Origin of the sequence: Clavibacter nebraskensis NCPPB 2581 (assembly GCF_000355695.1) — a bacterium.
Lineage (GTDB): Bacteria > Actinomycetota > Actinomycetes > Actinomycetales > Microbacteriaceae > Clavibacter > Clavibacter nebraskensis.
The window spans coordinates 2,520,141-2,541,285 of the sequence record NC_020891.1 but is presented as its reverse complement, the minus strand read 5'-3'; the positions used below and the strand labels follow the sequence as shown (position 1 = coordinate 2,541,285).

Annotated in this window: 21 protein-coding genes and 2 tRNA genes; 14 read left to right on the top strand and 9 right to left on the bottom strand. The window is 70.7% G+C overall.

All coding sequences use genetic code 11. The annotated features are described in order from the left end of the window. The first annotated feature begins 94 nt into the window (after positions 1 to 94). Positions 95 to 763: a hypothetical protein gene (locus tag CMN_RS11880; RefSeq protein WP_131666502.1), complete on the top strand. Its 669-nt coding sequence runs from the start codon at positions 95 to 97 to the stop codon at positions 761 to 763. Positions 764 to 882: 119 nt separating this feature from the next. After that, positions 883 to 1,377, top strand: a complete 495-nt coding sequence (locus CMN_RS11875) for a hypothetical protein (RefSeq protein ID WP_227077686.1) — start codon at positions 883 to 885, stop codon at positions 1,375 to 1,377. A gap of 16 nt (positions 1,378 to 1,393) precedes the next feature. Here the strand turns inward: CMN_RS11875 and CMN_RS11870 are convergent, their stop codons facing one another. Next, on the bottom strand, positions 1,394 to 3,169 hold the full coding sequence (locus CMN_RS11870) for a DUF2075 domain-containing protein (protein ID WP_015491053.1): 1,776 nt from the start codon (positions 3,167 to 3,169) through the stop codon (positions 1,394 to 1,396). Continuing rightward, the gene (locus CMN_RS11865; RefSeq protein WP_015491052.1) at positions 3,156 to 3,476 is read right to left on the bottom strand and encodes a nucleotide pyrophosphohydrolase; all 321 of its coding nucleotides are present in this window, start codon (positions 3,474 to 3,476) and stop codon (positions 3,156 to 3,158) included. Before CMN_RS11865 ends, CMN_RS11870 begins: the two co-directional genes overlap by 14 nt. 108 nt (positions 3,477 to 3,584) lie before the next feature. On the opposite strand from CMN_RS11865, the gene CMN_RS11860 reads away from it, so the two are divergent. Then, positions 3,585 to 4,697, top strand: a complete 1,113-nt coding sequence (locus tag CMN_RS11860; RefSeq protein ID WP_015491051.1) for a type I restriction endonuclease — start codon at positions 3,585 to 3,587, stop codon at positions 4,695 to 4,697. Between the two features lie 10 nt (positions 4,698 to 4,707). On the opposite strand, the gene CMN_RS11855 is transcribed toward CMN_RS11860, so the two are convergent. The 3 genes from CMN_RS11855 to CMN_RS11845 all read right to left on the bottom strand — a co-directional run bounded on the left by CMN_RS11855 (position 4,708) and on the right by CMN_RS11845 (position 5,612). Beyond that, positions 4,708 to 5,040, bottom strand: a complete 333-nt coding sequence (locus CMN_RS11855) for a HepT-like ribonuclease domain-containing protein (protein ID WP_041465561.1) — start codon at positions 5,038 to 5,040, stop codon at positions 4,708 to 4,710. After that, positions 5,040 to 5,501, bottom strand: a complete 462-nt coding sequence (locus CMN_RS11850; RefSeq protein WP_015491049.1) for an XRE family transcriptional regulator — start codon at positions 5,499 to 5,501, stop codon at positions 5,040 to 5,042. Before CMN_RS11850 ends, CMN_RS11855 begins: the two co-directional genes overlap by 1 nt. Positions 5,502 to 5,540: 39 nt before the next feature. Next, positions 5,541 to 5,612, bottom strand: a tRNA-Arg gene (locus CMN_RS11845). Positions 5,613 to 5,842: 230 nt separating this feature from the next. On the opposite strand from CMN_RS11845, the gene CMN_RS11840 reads away from it, so the two are divergent. Together CMN_RS11840 and CMN_RS11835 are read left to right on the top strand one after the other, a co-directional pair. Beyond that, positions 5,843 to 9,568, top strand: coding sequence for a DUF4011 domain-containing protein (locus CMN_RS11840; protein WP_015491048.1), 3,726 nt, complete (start codon positions 5,843 to 5,845; stop codon positions 9,566 to 9,568). Next, positions 9,568 to 9,816 (top strand): hypothetical protein, encoded by a 249-nt coding sequence (locus tag CMN_RS11835; protein WP_015491047.1) that lies wholly within the window; start codon positions 9,568 to 9,570, stop codon positions 9,814 to 9,816. The genes CMN_RS11840 and CMN_RS11835 overlap by 1 nt, the downstream gene beginning before the upstream one ends. Positions 9,817 to 9,856: 40 nt before the next feature. Here the strand turns inward: CMN_RS11835 and mscL are convergent, their stop codons facing one another. From mscL to CMN_RS11820, 3 genes are read right to left on the bottom strand one after another with little or no spacing between them, the layout of a single operon-like run. After that, positions 9,857 to 10,339: a large conductance mechanosensitive channel protein MscL gene (gene mscL / locus CMN_RS11830; protein ID WP_015491046.1), complete on the bottom strand. Its 483-nt coding sequence runs from the start codon at positions 10,337 to 10,339 to the stop codon at positions 9,857 to 9,859. Positions 10,340 to 10,367: 28 nt separating this feature from the next. Then, positions 10,368 to 10,751: an FmdB family zinc ribbon protein gene (locus CMN_RS11825; RefSeq protein ID WP_015491045.1), complete on the bottom strand. Its 384-nt coding sequence runs from the start codon at positions 10,749 to 10,751 to the stop codon at positions 10,368 to 10,370. Between the two features lie 6 nt (positions 10,752 to 10,757). Continuing rightward, positions 10,758 to 11,333 (bottom strand): 5-formyltetrahydrofolate cyclo-ligase, encoded by a 576-nt coding sequence (locus tag CMN_RS11820; protein ID WP_015491044.1) that lies wholly within the window; start codon positions 11,331 to 11,333, stop codon positions 10,758 to 10,760. 40 nt (positions 11,334 to 11,373) lie between these two features. On the opposite strand from CMN_RS11820, the gene galU reads away from it, so the two are divergent. The 7 genes from galU (at position 11,374) to CMN_RS11785 (ending at position 18,070) form a co-directional block, all read left to right on the top strand. After that, on the top strand, positions 11,374 to 12,270 hold the full coding sequence (gene galU, locus CMN_RS11815) for a UTP--glucose-1-phosphate uridylyltransferase GalU (RefSeq protein WP_012039135.1): 897 nt from the start codon (positions 11,374 to 11,376) through the stop codon (positions 12,268 to 12,270). A 57-nt stretch (positions 12,271 to 12,327) separates the two neighbouring features. Beyond that, positions 12,328 to 12,996: a GNAT family N-acetyltransferase gene (locus tag CMN_RS11810; protein WP_015491043.1), complete on the top strand. Its 669-nt coding sequence runs from the start codon at positions 12,328 to 12,330 to the stop codon at positions 12,994 to 12,996. Between the two features lie 97 nt (positions 12,997 to 13,093). Continuing rightward, positions 13,094 to 14,053 (top strand): hypothetical protein, encoded by a 960-nt coding sequence (locus CMN_RS11805; RefSeq protein WP_015491042.1) that lies wholly within the window; start codon positions 13,094 to 13,096, stop codon positions 14,051 to 14,053. Between the two features lie 67 nt (positions 14,054 to 14,120). Next, positions 14,121 to 14,193: transfer RNA gene (locus tag CMN_RS11800), tRNA-Ala, on the top strand. A 119-nt stretch (positions 14,194 to 14,312) separates the two neighbouring features. Then, positions 14,313 to 15,947 (top strand): cellulase family glycosylhydrolase, encoded by a 1,635-nt coding sequence (locus CMN_RS11795; RefSeq protein ID WP_015491041.1) that lies wholly within the window; start codon positions 14,313 to 14,315, stop codon positions 15,945 to 15,947. Positions 15,948 to 16,045: 98 nt separating this feature from the next. Next, the gene (locus CMN_RS11790; protein ID WP_015491040.1) at positions 16,046 to 17,665 is read left to right on the top strand and encodes a DUF7059 domain-containing protein; all 1,620 of its coding nucleotides are present in this window, start codon (positions 16,046 to 16,048) and stop codon (positions 17,663 to 17,665) included. Between the two features lie 9 nt (positions 17,666 to 17,674). After that, the gene (locus tag CMN_RS11785; RefSeq protein ID WP_172638680.1) at positions 17,675 to 18,070 is read left to right on the top strand and encodes a DUF3054 domain-containing protein; all 396 of its coding nucleotides are present in this window, start codon (positions 17,675 to 17,677) and stop codon (positions 18,068 to 18,070) included. A gap of 19 nt (positions 18,071 to 18,089) precedes the next feature. On the opposite strand, the gene CMN_RS11780 is transcribed toward CMN_RS11785, so the two are convergent. Continuing rightward, on the bottom strand, positions 18,090 to 18,527 hold the full coding sequence (locus tag CMN_RS11780) for a hypothetical protein (RefSeq protein ID WP_015491038.1): 438 nt from the start codon (positions 18,525 to 18,527) through the stop codon (positions 18,090 to 18,092). Positions 18,528 to 18,642: 115 nt separating this feature from the next. Between CMN_RS11780 and CMN_RS11775 the strand changes: the two genes are divergently transcribed. Next, positions 18,643 to 19,644, top strand: coding sequence for a LacI family DNA-binding transcriptional regulator (locus CMN_RS11775; RefSeq protein WP_015491037.1), 1,002 nt, complete (start codon positions 18,643 to 18,645; stop codon positions 19,642 to 19,644). A 103-nt stretch (positions 19,645 to 19,747) separates the two neighbouring features. Beyond that, the gene (locus tag CMN_RS11770) at positions 19,748 to 21,097 is read left to right on the top strand and encodes an extracellular solute-binding protein (RefSeq protein WP_015491036.1); all 1,350 of its coding nucleotides are present in this window, start codon (positions 19,748 to 19,750) and stop codon (positions 21,095 to 21,097) included. The last annotated feature ends 48 nt before the right edge of the window (positions 21,098 to 21,145 follow it).

The following is a 21,145-nucleotide window of genomic DNA, read 5'->3' as shown; positions in this document are numbered from 1 at the left end:
CTGCGTGGCAGAAGTTCGGCAAGCTGCTTGCCAGCAGCAAGGCATCGGTGTCGATCGAAGCGAACGGGTTCAGCTGGTGAAGAGTGGCAGTCAGGTGAAGGCAAGCGTCGCGTCGGGCGCTGTGGTAACAGCGATCGGCGTGTTGGTTTCTGCGGCTCTCGTTGCCGCGTCGGCGCTTCATCCCGTAGTCGCGGAGCACCCAAGCGTCGGGTCGTCCGCGAACACGGCACTTCTCCGCTCCGGTACCTCCACATTCGACTCGTCACGAGTGGTCGGTGGAACATCGGATGACCGACTCGGGCAGATGCTCGCGCTCCTGGAGTCGCTCCCTGAGGACCTCAAGCAGGCAGACCCCAAGACCACACCAGGCTATGCAGACCGGCTCGCTGCCGAGATCAATGCGCGACGCGGCGGCGCCATAGGGGGTGCGACTACAACCGCTGGTTACCCCGCAGTCAGTACCGCACTCTTTACTGGGACCTCCGCGAGCCCGAGGACGTCCCCGACAGATCCCCAGATCGAACTGGCGGTCAACTGGGTCGCCTGCGCGACTGACATCGTGGGTCTGATCGTCCAGTACGGCATCCCTGTGGGCAAGGTCATCGGCTGGATCAAAGATGCCCGCGCTATCTATGGTTCCGTCCGGGCCATCGCGGCCGCGATCCGGCGAGGAGACTTCGGTGTGACGGTGGGGGAGGATGCTGCCCAGGAGCTGGAGGGACTTCTCGGAATCGACGGCGTCATCGCCGATTGCTTCTCATGAACCGGAAGGACAGCCAAGTGATGAAAGAACCACCTCGCAATGCAGAGACGTGGGAACCGCCTGGGTTCGGCGCTGCACTTTCAGGGCATCTCGCATTCGGGGCTCTCAAGGCGCCGTGCGTGCTCTTGTCCCTGTGGCTCCTCACGCTTTTCCCGTTCGTTCCCGACTTGAGCTTCGGGGACCTGATTGCCAGCGTCACGGCAGCCACGGTCGCTGCGGCTGTAGTTGAACTCCTGGTCGAGGACCGATTCTCACGAGCTCGGCGTTTGTCTTCACCTGGAGGCTGGGACTTCGCGGTGCTTCCCGCGCTCACCGCCCTGCCAGTCGTCTTCCTCCTGGGCTGGCTCGTAGGCGGAGTGCCCGCAGCCGGTGCCGTGCTCGGCACGGCATGGGCGCTCATCGAGGCCGTTGAGATCGCCTGGCTGCGCCCGTGGGAGCCCGGCATGACGCAGGACGAGTTCGACGGGAAGTACGCCGAGTTGAAGGAGATGACCCGCGAGACCTTCGCCCCCGACGTGGAGGAGATCCGCCGCCGTGCCGGGGAGCGGAGCATGCAGAAGTACCGCGACGCGATCGAGCGGAAGCGCCGGGAGGCGGGCACCGAGGGCGAGTGAGCCCCACCGATCCGTCCTACATCGTGGGGATATAGGGCCGCAGGTGCTCGCGTAGCGCGGGATCGACCACGTGCACGAAGGTCCCGCGGATGCCCCGCGTCATGAGCACCGCGTAGTCGTTGCTGATGAGCAGGCGCAGGACGTCGTCGGAGGAGGTGATGCCGAGCGTCGGGTTGTTCTCCTCGCCCTTCTTGTCGAAGTAGGAGTTCCGATCCATGAACAGGCGGCCGGCCTCGGGGTCGTAGCGGAGATCCGGACCGATGATCACGCCGGTGTAGTTGAGGTCGTATCCCTGCACGGTGTGGATCGACCCCACTTCCTCCAGTGCATTCGCCGACGCGATCCAGTCGCGCTGGGTGCTGTTCCATCGCGCACGGTACGCACCGATCTCGATGTCGAAGGCCTGAGGGTCCTTCTTCGACACCCACTCCCACGCGTAGCCCGCGACCATGCGCGCGAGCCCGTGCTCCCGATCGCGGTCGCGGATGGCCGCGTGCATGTCACTCACATCGTCGAACATTCGGAACTCGTAGTCGCCGAGGGCGTCCGCGGTCAGCGGATTCTCCGGATGCGGACTCGGCGTCGCGCCGAGGACGCGTCGGATGTACCCGATGTAATCCGTGCCCGCTCTCACGCGCATCTGCGACATGAGCGGCTGCCAACGCCGATCGCGTCGTGCCTCCGCGATGACGCCGTCGATGGTGGCCGCGCCGAGGTCGGCGGGCCTGACGCTCTGCGCCGGGTCGATCATGAGGATCTGGTGGGTGCTCTTCGCTCGAATCCAGTCGAGCTGCGTCTTCTGCTTGTCGTCTTCACCGAAGAGGGCGACCGTGATGTCCTCGAACATGCGGTTCAGCGGCCCCGACGCCTGGTTCGCCCGGCGGTTCAGGCGATGCGCCTCATCGACGACCAGGAGATCGAAGCGTCCGGCGCTCTCGCCGACCTGGAAGGGCGTCAGGACCTCGACGCCCTGCAATCCGGGGGTCCGGGTGAACACCTTCTTCACGCTCTCGCGCAGGGACTGCTGCGGGATGACGAACCCGGTCCGCATCCCTTGGAGCGCTTCGCGATTCTCGCCGAGGAAGAAGTCGGCGAACAGGTAATCGCTGTCGAGCACGTCGTCTACCGGGAGCCGACCGATGTCCGCGATCAGCTTGAGCAGGTAGATCCCCACCACGGTCTTGCCGGTGCCAGGCTCTCCCTGGATCACCGTCGTGCTCTCGATCCCCGGCTTCCGGTCCGCGACGAGCCCCTCGAGCACCTGCTCCACCGCGACCTCCTGGTCGGCGGAGAGCGCCTTGAACGGGGACAGCTTGAAGAGGTCGCCGTTCTCGATCTCCGCGATGGAGCGGTGGAAGAGCCCTTCGGCTCGGAGCTTCTCGAAGACCCGCTCGAATTCTGCGGTGTAGGTGACGCGGTCGTAGTAGTCCGCGTTCGTGATGCCGATGTTGCGATTCAGGACGGTGTACGCGCCGTCGCCGGAGAAGAGGTTGATGAGCCGCGACTCGAAGTCGAGGCACACGGACTTGTTGAAGTTCTCGCCGACGATCACCCGGGCGGTCGCGAGATGACCGCGCGCATCGGACTTGAGGTGCTGGGCGAGGCGTGCGGCAGCCCGCAGCGATTCCCCCACGTAGAGGTCGTCGCGCGCCCGGCCTCTGACCCGCTGCCCTGAGGGCGGACCGTCGAGGACGTAGACCACCGGCCAGTTGGAGTTGTGAGGATGCTCCGCTCCCCATCGTGCGACCGCGTCGCCCGAGAGCGCGACGCGACGGACGTCAAAGTGCGTCATACCGGGTGCTGCGGCCACGCGCCTTGTCGACGGGGTACTTGGCCCGCGTGACGGCCAGCTTGTCCTGCACGATCTCGTCGGGATCGAGGCCCAGGCGTTCGGCGAGCAGCAGGCAGTAGGTGAGGACGTCGGCCAGTTCGGCCTTCACCTGCTCGGGGTCGCCGTCGGCATCCCACTGGTAGCACTCCAGCAGCTCGCCCGCCTCGATGGCGACGCTCTTCGCGAGGTTCTCCGGTGTGTGGAACTGCGCCCAGTCTCGCTCGGCGACGAACGCCGCGAGCTCGTCGCGCACGTCTCGGCTGGCCATGCGGTCACGGTAGCAGGCGACCTCCCGACCCGAAATGGGGGCATCCGCATATCCATGAACGCGCATGGACCTCCGTATCGTCGGCATCACCGAGATGAGGGAGTCCCCATGGAATTCGCCGAACGACTGGCCGCGCTGGCCCTGAAGGTCCGCAATCAGCGCGATGCCATCCAGACGGAGGAGGCGACGAAGAACGCGTTCATCATGCCGTTCATCTCCACGATCCTCGGATACGACGTCTTCAACCCGCTCGAGGTGGTCCCCGAGTTCACCGCGGACCTCGGCCTCAAGAAGGGCGAGAAGATCGACTACGCGATCATGCGCGACGGCGAGGTGCAGATCCTCATCGAGTGCAAGAAGTCGACCGAGCCGCTCAAGATCGAGCACGCCTCGCAGCTCTTCCGCTACTTCGCCGTGACGAACGCGCGCATCGCGGTGCTCACCAACGGCGAGACCTATCACTTCTACACGGACCTCGACGCGCCCAACCGCATGGACGAGAAGCCGTTCCTGGTGCTCGACCTCGCGGACATCGACGAGACCCTGCTGCCCGAGCTGATGAAGCTCACCAAGGACGTGTTCGACCTCGACTCGATCATCAGCGCGGCCGGCGAGCTCAAGTACGTGGGTTCGTTGAAGCGGGCGATCGCTGCCGAGTTCCGCGAGCCGACCACGGAATGGGTGAAGCTCCTCACCCGCCGTGTGTACGAGGGCTCGTTCACGGAGAAGGTGCGCGACCAGTTCACGACGCTCGTCGGCAAGGCCTCGAAGCAGTACCTCAACGAGCAGGTGAACGACCGCCTGAAGACCGCCCTCGGGGCGCCTGCGTTCCCCGCGGCGCCCACCGCGGCGTCGGCCGACGCGATCACGAGCGAGGAGGTCGTCGAGGCCGATCTCGACCGCGACACCGAGATCGAGACGACGCTCGAGGAGCTCGAGGGCTACCAGATCGTCAAGGCGATCGCCTGCAGCGAGGTGAAGCCGCAGCGCGTGGTGCACCGCGACGCGAAGTCGTACCTCGCGATCCTCCTCGACGACAACAACCGCAAGCCCATCGCGCGCCTGCACTTCAACGGCAAGAAGCAGAAGTACCTCGGCCTCTTCGACGCGCACAAGGTCGAGACGCGGCACCCGATCGGCTCGCTCGACGAGATCTATGCGCACGCGGATTCGATCCGCGAGGCGATCCGCGTGCACGCGGGGGACGCGGTCGGCGCCTAGCGCGGAGCGCTCACCCCAGCAGCGCCCGCGCCACCCGGGGGAAGTCCACCGCCATCGCCGCCCACAGGATCTCCTGATCGGTCCCGGCGTAGTCGTGCGCGATGAAGTTCCGCACCGCGCGGATGCCGTTCCAATTGACGTCCGGGTGCGCCTCGCGGAAGGAGGGCGGCAACCGCGCGGCTGCGGTGGAGAGATCCACCACCAGCGAGCACGCGATCCGCCGCTGCTCGTCGTCGTTGGGGTCGGCGAAGCGGGCATGCCCGCGTTCCACCACTCGACGCGCGGAGGCTGCGAAGCGCGCGATGTCGGCGAGCAGCGCCGGGACACGCTCCTCGTCGAGCATCACAGGGCGACCGCCTCGGCGCGGATGCGGTCCATGACCGGCCCCGTGCCCCGATCGGAGACCACGTCGACGTGGACGCCGAGGAGCTCCGTCACCTCGGCCATGAACCCCGCCACGTCGAAGATGGACGCGTCCGGCGCCGGGTGCACGAGGAGATCGACGTCGGACCCCGCCGTGGCGTCCCCGCGTGCGACGGACCCGAACACGCGGATGTCGTCCACGCGGCAGCGAGCCGCGACCTCGAGGATGCGCTCCCGTGACGCTCGGACCCGGTCGAGCGACGGGATGCCCAGCGCGGCACGAAGGCGTCCCATGGTCTCCGCCGACGGCTGCCGGCGTCCGCTCTCGTAGGCGGCGATGTTGGGCTGCGGCACATCGGCGAGCGCGGCGAGCTGGCGTTGGGACAGCGCGGCGAGACGGCGGAGGCGCCGCAGCTCCTCACCGACGGACGCATCGCTCATGCCCGTGATGATAGCGGGCCGATATCACGAAGCGGAAGGTGCCCCTGGAGGGACTCGAACCCCCAACCCTTTCCTTAGGACGGAACTGCTCTTCCATTGAGCTACAGAGGCTGACCGGCCCATGGTAGCGGAGGGGAGTCCGGCCGGCCGAGGCGCGAGGCGGCGGAGCGCGGGCCGGAGCGGGGGCGGCGCGCCCCCGCAGATCCGGCCCCGCGCCGCCCCGCCTGCCGGTTTCCCCACCTGCCGCGTCGTACTGTTGCTGGGTGTGGCGTGCCAATGAACGATCCGACGACGACGACCTGCTCTCCGGGTTCGCCGCCGAGCCTCTTGAGGACCCCCACGTGAATGCTTCCCACAACAGCACCAGCCCCCACGACCTCCGCGTCGGCGACGTGCAGCTCGGGAGTGGCAACGTGGCCGAGCCCCGCTGGCGCGAGTGGCGCGCGCAGCTGGCCGGCATCGGCGGCACCTCTCCTCTCCTCCACTTCGTGGACGCGCCCGGCTCCCGAATCGAGCTGAGCACCACGCATCCGGGCGGCCTCGCGCAGTTCATCACGGGCAAGACGACGCTGCTGTCGTCCCTCATCCGCGACGACCTCGCGCTCCGCAGCGCCCGCAAGGCCGCGAACCGCATCACCCAGAAGGGCATCGAGCTGGTCTCGGCCCGGGGCATCGAGTCGATCCACCTGGCCATCGGCCTCGCCGAGTGGCGCTTCGCCGACGAGCAGTTCCGCGCGCCCGTGCTGCTGCGCCCGCTCGCGATCCGCCGCCACGGCAGCGACTACGAGGTGCGCCTCAAGGGCCAGCCGTTCCTCAACCCGGCGCTCGCGCGCGCCCTCGAGGAGCAGTTCCAGATCACGCTCGACGCCGACTCGTTCGTCGCGCTCGCCGTGCAGAACGGCGCCTTCAAGCCGCAGCCCGTCATCGACCGCCTCCGCGGACTCACCTCGCACCTGCCGGCCTTCGCCGTACAGCCGCGCCTCGTCGTCTCGTCGTTCGCGGAGGTGGGCCGGGCGCTCGCCGAGGACGCCGAGCACCTCGAGCACCTCGTCATCGACGCTATCGCCGGCAACCCGACCGCGAAGTGGGGCGTCGGCGAGGCCTATGCGCCCGTGGACCCGATCCCGCAGGACCAGCGCCCGCCCGTCACCGACACTCTGCTGCTCGACGCGGATCCCGAGCAGGAGTACGTCATCGCGCAGATCAACGCGGGCAACTCGCTCGTGGTGACCACGCTGCCGGGCACCGGCGGCACGCAGACCATCGTCAACTCCATCGGCTGCCTGGTCGCGCAGCACAAGCGCGTGCTCGTCGTGAGCCCGCGCGCCTCCTCGCTGAAGGGGATCGCGCAGCGGCTCGCCGACGTGGGCCTCCCCGGCCTCGCGGTCGCGCCCAAGTCGCTCAAGCGCGACGTGGTGCAGTCCATCGTCCGCAACGAGAAGGCCGCGCCCGCGCAGACCGCCGAGGTCGACGACGCGCTCGTGCGCCTCCGTCACGTGCTGCTCGACTACCGCTTCGCGCTCGGGCGTCCCGACAAGGACCTCGGCGTCTCCGTGCTCGACGCGCTCGGCGAGCTGTCGCGCCTGGCGCTCCTGCCGGATCCGCCGGCCACCACCGCGCGCCTCACCCGCGAGGCGGTCGTCGCGATCGCGCACGACCGCGCCAGCGCCGCCGCCTCGCTCGTCAAGGCCGCGAGCCTCGGCGAGTTCCGGTACGGCCCGGGCGACTCGCCCTGGTACGGCGCCACCTTCTCCACGAGCGCCGCCGCGACGCACGCGCACGACCTCGCGAAGTCGCTCTCCGCCGACAGCCTGCCGCGCCTCCTCGAGCGCGCGGACGAGCTCATCGGCCAGACGCGGATGCGCGCCTACACGTCCATCGACGAGCTCGGCGTGTACCTCCGCCTCCTCCTCGACGTGCGCGAGACGCTCGACAAGTTCCAGCCCGTCGTGTTCGACCGGTCGCTCAGCGAGATCATCGCGGCCACCGGATCCCGTCGCGACGCCCCCGAGATGACGAGCATCACGCGCCGTCGCCTCCGCAAGCTCGCGCGCGAGTACGTGCGCCCCGGCGTCCACATCTCCGACATGCACGAGAGCCTCAAGGCCATCCAGAAGCAGCGGATCCTGTGGCAGCGCTACGTCGCGGTCGGCTCCACCCCCGAGGTCCCGCGCGGCATCTCCGACGTGCACGTGCGCTACCAGGAGGTCGCCGCCGACCTCAAGGTGCTCGACGAGCCGCTGAGCATGCTCACCCGTCCGACACCGCTCGGCAAGCTCCCCATCGCCGAGCTGCGCGAGAAGGTCGCCCAGCTCGCCGAGGACAGCGAGGTGCTCCAGAACCTGCAGGAGCGCACCTCCCTGCTGGCGGAGCTCCGCCGCCTCGACCTCGATCCGCTGCTCCGCGACCTCTCCGACCGGCACGTGCCGCAGGAGGCCGTCGCCGCCGAGCTCGAGCTCGCGTGGTGGCAGTCCGTGCTCGAGCAGATGCTCGCAGGCGACAAGGCGCTCCTCAACGCGAACACGAGCGTGCTCGACCGCCTCGAGTCCGACTTCCGCCTCGTCGACGAGGCGCACGCCGCCGCCAGTGCGGGCCTGCTCGCGTGGCAGCTCGCGGAGACGTGGAAGATCGGCGTGGTCGACTGGCCCGAGGAGGCGCACCACCTGCGCCAGCTGCTCGGCGGATCCGCCCCCGTCGACGCCGCGGCCCTCCACCACTCCGCGCCCCACCTCTCCCGCACCATCGCGCCGGTCTGGCTCGCGTCGCCCTACGAGGTGCCCGCGATCACCGACGAGATGCCGTTCGACGCCGTGTTCCTCGTCGACGCCGGCGCCATGACGCTCGCGGAGGCCCTCGGCGGCATCCGGCGCGGCAAGCAGACCGTCGTGTTCGGCGATCCGGTCACGCAGACCCCGTCGCCGTTCACGATCGCGGTCGTCCCGCAGCCCGAGCGCTCCACGCCGCAGCTCGCGGACGACGACTCCACGCTCGAGGTGCGCCACGCCGACTCCGCGCTCGCGCGCCTCGGCGAGCTGCTGCCCACCCTCTCCCTCACGCGCAGCTACCGCGCGGGCGGCGAGGACCTGGCCGAGCTCGTCAACCGCCGCTTCTACGGTGGCCGGATCCAGTCCCTCCCGTGGGCGGGCACGTTCCTCGGCCACGGCAGCCTGTCGCTCGACTTCGTCGCCGACGGCCACGGCATGCCCGACGAGGACACCGGCGCCGTCGAGAGCGTCGACGCCGAGGTGATCCGCGTGGTGGAGCTCGTGCTCGACCACGCGAGCCACCGCCCGCGCGAGTCGCTCATGGTCATCACCGCGAGCGCCCGGCACGCCGTGCGCGTGCAGCAGGCCGTGCTCCACGCGGCCGCCAAGCGCAGCGACGTCACCGAGTTCTTCATCGGCGATCGCGCCGAGCCGTTCATGGTCGCGACGCTCGAGCAGTGCGTCGCGCAGAGCCGCGACCGCGTGATCTTCTCGGTCGGCTACGGTCGCACCCCGCACGGCCGCGTGCTGTCGAACTTCGGTGCCCTGGCGGCGCCCGGCGGGGAGCGCCTGCTCGCCGTCGCCATGACGCGCGCGCGTCGCTCGATGGTGGTCGTCTCCTGCTTCCAGCCCTCGGACATCGACCAGGACCGGATGAAGCACGGCATCGTCGCGCTCGCGCAGATCCTCTCGGAGGCGGAGGCGCGTTTCAAGGAGGACCCGATCCCGGACGACGGCGACGCCATGCTCGTCGACCTCGCGCGCCGCCTCGAGGGCCTCGGGCTCGCGCCCGCCCTCGGGCACCGCGACAAGCTCGGCCTCGTCGCGTCCTACGGCGGCCGGGCCATCGCGATCGAGACGGATCCGGTGGTCAACCAGACGAGCCTCCGCGAGTCGCTGCGCCTCCGCCCGGAGATGCTCAAGCGCCTCGGCTGGCACTACCTCCGCGTGCACTCCTTCGAGCTGTTCGCGGATCCGGACGCCGTCGCCCGCCGCATCGCCACCGCCCTCGGCGCGATCTCGGACGCGCACCCGGTCACCGCGCCCGTGCAGGTCCAGGCCGGCGCGCACCGGGCGGACTGATGCCGGAGCGCGACGCGCCGGACGCCGACCCGGCGGCCGACACCGCGGGGGAGCGCCGCCCGGCCCGCCGGTCGCGGCGCGCGTCGACGCCGCCCGTCCCCGGATCCGACCCCACGCCGCAGGCCGACGCGCACGCTCCCGCGGTGCGCGCCGCCGAGGATGCCCCGCAGGGCTGGGGCGACGCGCCCGCCGCCTCGGACGCGAACGACGACCGCCTCCGGCTCGATCGCCCGCCCCACTGGGGCTGACGGGTCGACGCCGGAGGCGGTCGGGTCGTGCGGATCCGCGCTAGGCGGGCGTCCCGGGCTCGGCCACGTGCTGGCCCGTGGACGACGCGACGGTGTGCGCGCCCTCGGGCGACGGCCGCCCGGCGAGCAGGTCGCGGATCTCGATGAGCAGCTCGGTCTCGGTCGGCGGCACGTCCTTCGGCGTCGCCTCCTCCGCGGCCTTCTGCTTGGCGAACGCGACCTTCTTGAGGTGGTTCACCGGCAGCACGAGCGCGAAGTAGACGACCGCGGCGACGATGAGGAAGTTGATCAGCGCCGCAAGCACCGCGCCGAACAGCAGCGTCGCGGGCTTGCCGGTCGCGGTGGGGATGTCGACCGTGAACGCCTCGTTGAGCGTCGAGGCGTTGAACAGCGCGCCGATCAGCGGGTTGAAGACGTTCGTGACGATGGCCGTCACGATCGCGGTGAATGCGGCGCCGATGACGACAGCGACCGCGAGGTCGATGACGTTGCCGCGGAGGATGAACTCCTTGAAGCCCTTCACGGGTTCTCCTGTCTGGCGGGCCGTCCGATCAGGTGGACGGCGAGGACGAGCCGGAGCCCGAGGACGCGGGACCGGAGGGGGTGCTGGGGGTCACGGTACCGGAGCCCTGGCCGACGGTGCCGGATCCGGACGCCGCGGAGGAGTCCGATGATCCGGAAGACGAAGAGTCCGACGCCCCCGATCCGGACGACTTCGACGCCCCCGACGACGACCGCGACCGCCTGGCCGCGTCCTCGGTGCGCGAGTCGTTGCGGTAGAAGCCGCTGCCCGTGAAGCTCACGCCGACCGCCGCGAACAGCTTGCGGAGCTTGCCGCCGCACACGGGGCATTCGGTGAGGGAGTCGTCGGTGAACGCCTGGACGATGTCGAAGGCGTTGCCGCACACCGTGCAGCGGTAGGAGTACGTGGGCATGGGTCCCTAGAAAGAGTGGATGAGGGTCGGGGTCACGATGCCGTCGACCGGCATGTCGTGCTTCTCCCGCGGGAGCTCGTCGACGAACTCGGCGTCGAACACCACAGCGTAGACCGGGGGGCAGGCCTCCATGGATCCGAGGGTCTTGTCGAAGTAACCGCGCCCCCAGCCCATGCGCATCCCGCCCTGGTCGACCGCGGCGGCGGGCACGACGATGAGGTCGACGTCGTTGATGGCGATCGGCCCGAGCAGCTCGCCCACCGGCTCCGGCAGGCCGAACAGGCCCTCGGTCTCGGTGCCGTCGCTCACGACCCAGTCGAGCAGGCCGTCGTTGCGCGACACGGGCAGGAGCACCTGCCGGTCGTTCGCGTGCAGCCACTGGAGGAACGGGCGCGTGGTGGGCTCGTCGACCGTGGAGAGGTAGCAGGCCACCCGGCTCGCGTCGTGGTTCGCCACGAGCTCGGTCAACCGGCTGGTCAGACCGTGCGCGGCCTCGTCGCGCTCGGTCGACGTCATCTGCCGACGACGCTCCCGCAGTTGGGCACGCAGGGCCCTCTTCTCGTTCCCGATATCGCTCGGCATGGGTCGAGTCTAGGTATGTTCGCCCGCTACGCTCGATCGCATGGTCACCCACATCACCAAGGCCGTCATCCCCGCCGCGGGACTCGGAACACGATTCCTGCCCGCGACGAAGGCGATGCCGAAGGAGATGCTGCCGGTCGTCGACCGCCCGGCCATCCAGTACGTGGTGGAGGAGGCCGTGGGCGCGGGACTGCACGACGTCCTCATGATCACGGGCCGCAACAAGACCGCCCTCGAGAACCACTTCGACCGCAACGCCGAGCTCGAGGCCACCCTCCAGCTCAAGGGCGACGACGCGAAGCTCCGCAAGGTCAACGAGTCCACCGACCTCGCCGACATGCACTACGTCCGCCAGGGCGACCCCAAGGGCCTCGGCCACGCGGTGCTCCGCGCCGAGATGCACGTGGGCCGCGAGCCGTTCGCCGTGCTCCTCGGCGACGACATCATCGACAAGCGCGACGTGCTCCTCTCCCGCATGATCGAGGTCCAGCTCCAGCGCGGCTGCTCGGTCGTCGCGCTCCTCGAGGTGGATCCCTCGCAGACGCACCTCTACGGCGTCGCCACGGTCGAGGAGACCGACGACGACGACGTCGTGCGCATCACCGGCATGGTCGAGAAGCCCGCCGCCGGCACCGCGCCCTCCAACCTCGCGATCATCGGCCGCTACGTGCTGCGCCCCGAGGTCTTCGACGTGCTGCACAAGACGGAGCCCGGCAAGGGCGGCGAGATCCAGCTCACCGACGCGCTCGAGAAGATGGCCGCCGCACCCGAGTGGACGGGCGGCGTGTACGGCGTCGTCTTCCGCGGCCGCCGCTACGACACGGGCGACCGGCTCGACTACCTGAAGGCCATCGTCCAGCTCGGCGTCGACCACGAGGACCTCGGCGAGGGCCTGCGCGAGTGGCTGCCCGAGTTCGTCAAGACGCTCGAGCGCTGATCCGGATCCGCGGCGCGGGGCCGGGGCGCACCGGCGCCCGCGCTGAGGCCTAGGCTCATGGACGTGCCGCAGACCGTACCCACCATGCGGGACGGGCGCATCTCCGTCCGGCCCATCCGGCTCCGCGACTCGCGGGCCCTCGAGCGCTCGCTGCTCGACAACCGCTCCTGGCTCCGCAAGTGGGAGGCCACGAGCCCCTACGCGCCGATGGCGTTCGACACGCGCGCGAGCATCCGGTCGCTGCAGGCCAACGCCCGCGCCGGCCTCGGTGTACCGCTCGTCATCGACTTCGACGACGAGTTCGCCGGCCAGCTCAACGTGTCGTCCATCGCGTACGGCTCGCTCTCGAGCGCGACCATCGGCTACTGGGTCGGCCAGGAGTTCGCCGGGCGGAACATCACGCCCACGGCCGTCGCGCTCGCGACCGACTACTGCTTCACCACGCTCGGGCTGCACCGGATGGAGATCTGCATCCGCCCGGAGAACGCGCCCAGCCTCCGCGTCGTGCAGAAGCTCGGCTTCCGCTACGAGGGGCTGCGTCGTCGCTACATCCACATCAACGGCGACTGGCGCGACCACTTCTGCTTCGGCCTCGTGGTCGAGGAGCTGTCCACCAGCGTGCTCGCGCGCTGGAAGGAGGGCGGCGTGGACCCCGAGTGGTCGCGCGTCCCCGACGCGGACGTCGAGGCGGCCGCCGTGCCGCTGACCGTGCAGCGCCGGATCTGACCTCCGCGCGTCCGCGGACCTGCGGATGCGCCGGTGTCGCCATGGACACGCGGCGCGCTTCCCGCGTCGCGCCCGCCGGACCTCCTAGCCTCGGGACATGCAATCCGGCGGCATCATCATCGCGCTCTCCGCGGTGCTCTGGCTCGCCTACCTGCTGCCCACGTGGCTGCACCGGCGCCAGTACATGGCGACCGAGCGCAACGCCGTGCGCCTCCAGCAGACCCTGCGGATCCTGGCCGAGACGGCCGAGGTCCCCGACGCGGTGCGCGCGGAGACCAACGCCCGCAGCGTCGTCGAGCAGCAGCGCGCCCTCCGCCGGGCCGCAGAAGAAGCCGAAGCCGCCGCGCGTGCGCGAGACGCCGCCGCCCAGCGCGCCCTACCGAAAGTGGCCCCCGTGTCCGCAACGTCGCCCTCCGCCGCCACGCGCCTCCGCCGCAGCCGGCTCGCCGCCACCGCCATCCTCGCGCTCGCCCTCGTGGGCGTGATCGCCGGCATCGCCCAGGTCGCCGGTGCCGGCGCGTGGACGCTGCTCGTGATCTCGTCCCTCGCCACCATGGGCTCGCTCGCCATCCTGCAGCGCATGTCGCAGGTCGCCGCCGCCCGCCGACTCCAGGCGCCCGAGGCCCGGCCGCGTCCGCAGACGGGCTTCACCGACTTCCACGAGTCCGCCGAGCAGCCCGTCGCGCCCGTCGCCGGGCGCGAGGAGGGCGAGTCCTGGACGCCGGTGCCCGTGCCGAAGCCGCTCTACCTCTCGCGCTCGCAGGCGCCCGGTCCACGTCCCGGCGCCGGCAGCGCGCCCCGCACGCCGCTCTCGCCCGTCGAGGAGATGCGCCGCGCCGCCGCCGCGTCGGAGGAGACCCTGCGACGCGCCCACCTCGAGCCCGAGGTCGCGCGCCTGTCCGCCGAGGAGGAGGCGGCCGCGTCCGCCGCTCCTGCTGCGCCCGCCGCGCGCACCGCTCCCGTCAGCCGCTTCTCCCGCATGGGCATCGTCGACGACGCCGAGCCCGGCATGGGCGACCTCGACGAGGTGCTGCGTCGCCGTCGAGCGGTCGGCTAGCCGGATCCACCGCCACCCCGGCGGTTCGGAGGGCTCCGCGTGACGTGGTAGTCTCGTGGAGTTGTCAGGGCCTATGGCGCAGTTGGTAGCGCGCCTCGTTCGCATCGAGGAGGTCAGGAGTTCGAATCTCCTTAGGTCCACAAGAACCCCGCTCCGGCGGGGTTTTTGTCTGTGCGAAGTCCGTCCGTGCGCGGCACGGATGATGGGGTGTGGAATGTGGCGCAGATCCAGTCCCGCGTAATCTTTATGCTGCGGCACCATGAATATACGAAGACCCCTCACCTCCCTCATGCTCGGACTGCTCCTCCCCGTCGCGATCGCGACGGCGGGAGCATCGGCAGGCGCGGCCTCCGCAGCAGATCAGGGAAGCTCCGCGTCCACGACCGCCTCGGGGTGGCTCCACACCGATGGCGGCAAGATCGTCAACTCCGCCGGTGCCACGTACACCATCCGCGGTGCCAACTGGTTCGGTCTGGAGTCGTCCGGCTGCGTGCTCCACGGGCTCGACAAGATCACTCTCGACAGTGGCATGAAGCACCTGCACGACTTGGGCTTCACGACGGTGCGCCTTCCGTACGCGAACGAGTGCCTCCGGACCGCCAGCGTGGCGGACTGGGGGACCTCCGCCAATCCGGATCTCAAGGGCGTGTCCCCGCTGACGATGATGGACCGCGCCATCGCGTCGGCGAAGGCCAACGGCCTGAACGTGTTCCTCGACCAGCACCGTCCGGACACCAACGGCCAGACCGAGCTCTGGTACTCCGGTAGCCTTCCCGAATCGCAGTGGATCTCCGACTGGAAGATGCTCGCGAACCGCTACAAGGACGACCCCACGGTCATCGGCGTCGACCTGCACAACGAGCCCCACGGATCCGCCACCTGGGGTGATGGCAACACGGCGACGGACTGGCGCCTGGCCGCCGAGCGCGGCGGCAACGCGGTGCTATCCGTCAACCCGAAGCTGCTGGTCATCGTCGAGGGCACCGACAGGGACAGCAAGTCCGGTACCTGGTGGGGCGGCGGGCTCGGTGACGCCGGCGACAAGCCCGTCGCGCTGAGCGTGCCCAACCGGGTCGTCTACTCGCCGCACGACTATCCGTCGACCATCTACGGGCAGTCGTGGTTCAACGCGCCCGACTACCCCAACAACCTCCCGGGTGTGTGGGACGCGCATTGGGGTTACCTGGCGAAGAAGAACACCGCTCCCGTCCTGCTCGGTGAGTTCGGCACCCAGCTCCAGACCACGAGCGACAAGCAGTGGCTGTCCACTCTGGTGAACTACCTCAAGACCACCGGCATCAGCTCGGCCTACTGGTCGTTCAACCCGGACAGCAACAACACCGGCGGACTGCTGAAGTCCGACTGGGTGACCCCGGAGCAGGCCAAGCTCGACGCGCTGGCGCCGATCCTCCACCCGCAGAACCCGTCGTCCTCGTCGCAGCCTCAGCCGGAGCCGCAGCCGGAGCCGCAGCCGCAGCCGCAGCCGCAGCCGGAGCCGCAGCCGGAGCCGCAGCCGCAGCCTCAGCCGCAGCCGCAGCCGCAGCCGCAGCCGGAGCCGCAGCCGCAGCCGCAGCCGCAGCCGGAGCCGCAGCCGTCGGGCTCAGCGACCGCCACCTACAAGCTGGACGGATCGTGGCCCACGGGCTACACGTCTGAGCTCGTCATCACTGCGAAGTCCGCGGTGTCGAGTTGGACGGTCTCCTGGGACAGCCCCGGAATCACGGCTGTCACGAACAGCTGGGGCATGAAGTGCACCGTGGCGTCGAGCCGCATCACGTGCACCGGTGATGGCTGGGCCGCCAAGATCCCGGCCGGACAGACCATGCACGTCGGTCTGAACGTCGCGGGAACTCAGGCTCCGAGCAACCCCGTGCTCACATTCACCAGTAACTGACCAGGGCTCCCGCCCATCATCCGCGGCGTCGGCCGTCGAGCGCATCCCGCTCGGTGGCCGGCGCCGCTTCCTCGTGGGGTCGCGGTTAAGATCGAGCAATGCTGCACCCCGACATCCCGACCGTCACGCCGCAGACCCCCGAGGTGCGTGCGCTGCGCGCCGACCTCGAGGCGGCGCCCTTCACCCTCGCGTCGGCGCTCCATGTGTGGGGCGACGCGGCCGGGCAGGCGCTGCACCGCGGGAACCGGATCCCGGCCCGCCGCGCTGTGGAGGCAGCCCGCACCGCCGACGGGCTCCCCGCGGCCGCCGTGCTCGCGGCCCTGTTCGTGCTCGGCGAACCCGTCGACATCGCCGACCTCGGGGTCGCGCTGCCGTCGCTCGGCATCGACGGCGCCCGGCGCCTCGGCCTGGTCGAGGTCGACGGCGACCGCGTGCGACCCGCGCTCGACCTCCGCCCCTACGGCTTCATCGACGCGCACGGCGTCGGCGAGTGGTGGATCGCGTCCGACCTCGGCGAGCTCGCCACCGGCGGCGCCCTCGACGAGGACCACGTACTCGGCGTCGGCGGCGCGTCCGCCACTCTCAGCGGCCTCATGATCTCCACGCCCGTCTCCAGCGCGCTCGACCTCGGGACGGGCTGCGGGATCCAGGCTCTGCACGCGTCCCGGCACGCCGACCGCGTCGTCGCGACCGACATCTCCGCGCGGGCCCTCGCGTTCGCGGCGCTCAACGCGGCCCTCAACGGGATCACGACCATCGAGCTCCGGCTCGGCAGCCTGTTCGAGCCCGTCGCGGGGGAGCGGTTCGACCACATCGTCTCGAACCCGCCCTTCGTGATCACCCCGCGCGCGGAGGGCGTGCCGGCCTACGAGTACCGGGACGCGGGCCTCGTCGGCGACGCGCTCGTGGAGGGCGTCGTCGCCGACCTCGCCGACCACCTGACGCCCGGCGGCGTCGCGCAGCTCCTCGGCAACTGGGAGCACCGCGCCGGGGAGCCCGGCCTCGAGCGCGTCGCAGGCTGGCTCGACCGGGCGGCCGCGCGCACCGGATCCGGACTCGACGCGTGGATCGTCGAGCGCGAGGTGCAGGACGCGGCGCTGTACGCCGAGACGTGGATCCGCGACGGCGGCACCCGCGCCGGCACCCCCGAGTCGGAGGCGCTCATGGGCGCCTGGCTCGACGACTTCGCCGCGCGCGGGGTCGACGGGGTCGGATTCGGCTACCTCACCCTCCGCCGGCCGGCCGCGGGGACGCCGAGGCTCCGCCGCATCGAGCGGCTGCACGGCGGCCTCGGCCACAACCCGACCGGCCTCGGCGACCACCTCCAGGCCTCCCTCGCCGCGCACGACTCCCTCGCCGGCGTCGACGACCGGGCGCTCGCCGGGCTCGCGCTCGTCGTGGCCGGCGACGTCACGGAGGAACGGCACTACTGGCCGGGGGCCGAGGATCCCACGGTCATGACGCTCCGCCAGGGCGCGGGCTTCGGCCGCGAGGTGCCGCTCGACACGGGCCTCGCGGCGCTCGTCGGTGCGTGCGACGGCGAGCTGGCGGTGGGCGCCATCGTCGACGCCGTCGCGCAGCTCACCGCGGTGGACGCCGACGCCCTGCGCGCCGAGCTGCTGCCGCGGATCCGCGCGCTCGTGGCCGACGGCTTCCTCCTGCTGCCGGGCGCGACGACCGGTGACGCCCACGCCGACCGCCCAGGGCGCGACGCCTAGGATCGCCGGGTGACTCCCCGAATGGCCCGCCGCGCCGCCCGTCCCGAGATCGTCCGCGCCGTCGTGCTCGACGCCGCGCTCATCGTCGCCTTCGTCCTCATCGGCCGCGCGAGCCACGGCGAGGACCTCTCGCTGTCGGGCGTGCTCGGCACCGCCTGGCCGTTCCTCGCGGGCGGGCTCGTCGGCTGGATCGTGGCGCGGGCCTGGCACAGCCCGTCGCGCGTCGTGCCCACCGGCCTCGTGGTCTGGGGCGTGACGCTGGTCGTCGGGATGGTGCTCCGCGCGCTCAGCGGCGAGGGCGTCGTGATCCCGTTCGTCATCACGACCGCGATCATCCTGGCCGTCCTGATGCTCGGCTGGCGCGCGATCTCGGCCGTCGTCGTCCGCCGGCGCGCGCGGGCCTGAGCCCGGCGGCCGCCCCGCGTCAGTCGGAGGGCGGCGTCGGGGCGGCGGCCTCCATCACGGCGATGAGCGCCGTCGCGTAGGCCTCCTCGGCCTCGAGGTCGCGGTGCTCGACCTCCTCGCCGTCGATCACGACGAGCACCACGTGCGCGCCGTCCTCCGCGCCGCCGATCTCGCGCCGGAGCGACCGGAAGGCCCCGCCGAGCAGCGCCCGGAGCTGGTCCTCGCGCGGCAGCCACAGGCTGTCCTCGAGCGCCACGGAGTCGAGCGCCCACTCGGTCGTGCCGTTGAAGCCGAGCACGGTGCCCGTCGCGTGCTTGTGCGCCTCGATCGTGAGCTCGCTGATGGTGAAGACGTCGGACTCGAAGCCCTGGCCGCGGATCCGGAACCGGTCGCCGGGCTCGGGGCTCCACGCGAGGCCGAGCTCCAGGAGGGTCGTGGCGTGCGCGGTGGAGATCATCCGTGCAGTATGCCGGGCGCTCCCGGGCGCCGCCTCCGCGGGCGGGGGAATGCGTGTGCATTAGATTCGGGGCACCGCCCGCGGCAGACGCCGCCGGTCGGACACGGGGAGGATCATGCGCGCGACAGTGAAGGACGTCGCCGCGCGCGCCGGGGTCTCCCCGAAGACGGTGTCGAACGTGATCACCGGCCGCGTCGCCGTGAGCCCCGCCACCCGTGAGCGCGTCGAGCGGGCGGTCGCCGACCTCGACTACGTGCCGAACCTCTCGGCGCGGGGCCTCCGCAACGGGCGCACGGGCGTCATCGCGGTCGCCCTTCCCGACCTCGGCACCGCGTACTCCGCGGAGCTCGCCCACCACCTGGTGGAGGTCGCGCACGAGGCTGGCTACAGCATCCAGATGGAGGAGACGGGCTCGCTGCCCGACCGCGAGCGCGACCTCATGTCGCGCGCGCGCGAGCACCTCGTCGACGGCCTGATCCTCAACCCCGTGCTCCTCTCGCGGAGCGCGATCGCGCGTGCCGAGTCGCTGCCGCCCGTCGTGGTGATCGGCGAGGTCGAGCAGGAGATCGTCGACCGGGTGCTCGTCGACAGCGTCCAGGCGGCGTACGACATGACGCGCTTCCTCCTCGGCACGGGGGCGCGGCGCATCGCCGCGGTCGGCACGGCCACCCGTGAGGAGTCCGCGGCGGGCGACCTCCGCCGCATCGGCTACCGGCGCGCGATGGAGGAGGCGGGCGAGGCGCCCGTCGAGATCGACCGCACGGGATGGAACAGCGCGTCCGGCGCCGAGGCGGTCGACGCCTGGCTGGCCGACGGCAACCCCCTCCCTGACGCGCTGTTCTGCTTCACCGACGGCCTCGCGTTCGGCGCCCTGCGCGCGCTCGCCGACCACGGCGTGCGCGTGCCCGAGGACATCCAGGTCGCGGGCTTCGACGACGTCGACCAGTCGCGCTTCTCGATCCCCACCCTCACGTCCGTGCACTTCGACATCCGCGCCTACGCGGAGGCGGCCGTCGGCCAGCTCGTCCGCCGGATCGAGGAGCGCGACGGCCCGCCCGTGCAGCTCGTGATCCCGCACCGCATCGTGGTCCGCGGCAGCACGCGCCCGTTCGCCTGACCCGGACTGCCGCTCCGCGAACGTCGAACAGATCGTCCGGGCGGAAACGTTGCGCTCCTCATTACAACGATGTAATGATCACTGCATCACGAAGGAGTGGTCAATGGATCCTGTTGCAGGAAAGGCCGGGAGACGTCCCTCGGCATGGTCGAGGCGTCAGATCCTCATGGGCGGAGCGGCGGCCCTGGGCGGCGCGTTCCTGGTCGGAGGACTCTCCGGCTGCGCGCCGCAGGTGGCGTCGGCCGGCGGCATCGTCGATCTGAAGTACTGGCATCTGCTGTCCGGCGGCGACGGCATCCGGATGACGGAGATGGTGAAGGAGGCGAACGACTCCGGCGGCGGATTCGACGTCACCGCCACGGTCCTCGCGTGGGGCCAGCCGTACTACACGAAGCTCGCCATGGCGTCGGTGGGCGGCCGCGCTCCCGACGTCGCGATCATGCACGCGGCGCGCGTGCCCGGCTTCGCGCCGGGCGGACTGCTCGACCCGTGGGACACCGACAGGCTCGCGGAGCTCGGCGTCACCCAGGCCGACTTCGAGCCGCGCGTGTGGGACAAGGGCGTGGTGGACGGGCAGCTGTACTCCATCGCGCTCGACAGCCACCCGTTCATCCTCATGTACAACACGGACATCGCGGCCCAGGCGGGCGTGCTGGGCGGCGACGGCCAGCTCGAGGAGATCGCGTCGCCGGACCGGTTCCTCGAGGTCATGCGCGCGATGCAGGCCGTCACCGGCGAGCACGCCCTGAGCTACGGGTACCTCGGCGACGGTGCCCAGATGTGGCGCATGTTCTACACGTTCTACAAGCAGATGGGCGGCGACATGGAGCTGCCCACGGGCGGCCAGGTCGTGTACGACCGCGACAAGGCCGTCGCGTCGCTCGAGTTCATCCAGAGCCTGCTCGACGGCACGATCGCCACCCCGAGCGGCGACGCGGGCACGGCCATCGCCGAGTTCGCGGGCGGCAAGAGCGGCGCCATCGTCACGGGCGTGTGGGAGCTCCCCACCTTCCAGACGGCCAAGGTGCCGTTCGACGCGATGCCCATCCCGAACCTCTTCGGCACGCCCGCGACCTTCGCCGACTCCCACGCGTTCGTGCTCCCGCACCAGAGCTCGCCGGATCCGGTCAAGCGCGAGAGGACCTACCTCTTCGTAGCCGACCTCCTGAAGAACTCGCTGCAGTGGGCGGGCGCCGGGCACATCCCGGCGTACAAGCCGGTCATCGACAGCCCCGAGTACGCGGAGCTCCTGCCGCAGGCACACTACGCGAACGCGGCCGCGCAGATCGAGTACGACCCGGTGGCGTATTTCACCGGATCCGGATCCGACTTCCAGACGTACTTCGCCGAGAACGTGCAGAACGTGTTCCTCGGGCGCCAGGAGGCGGGAGAGGGCCTCGACGCCTTCATCCGGCAGATCGACGCGCTGCTCGCCAAGCCCAACCCCCTGTAGCGCGCGACCGCCGGCCGTCGCCGCCCCCTCTTCCCAGCGAAACGACGA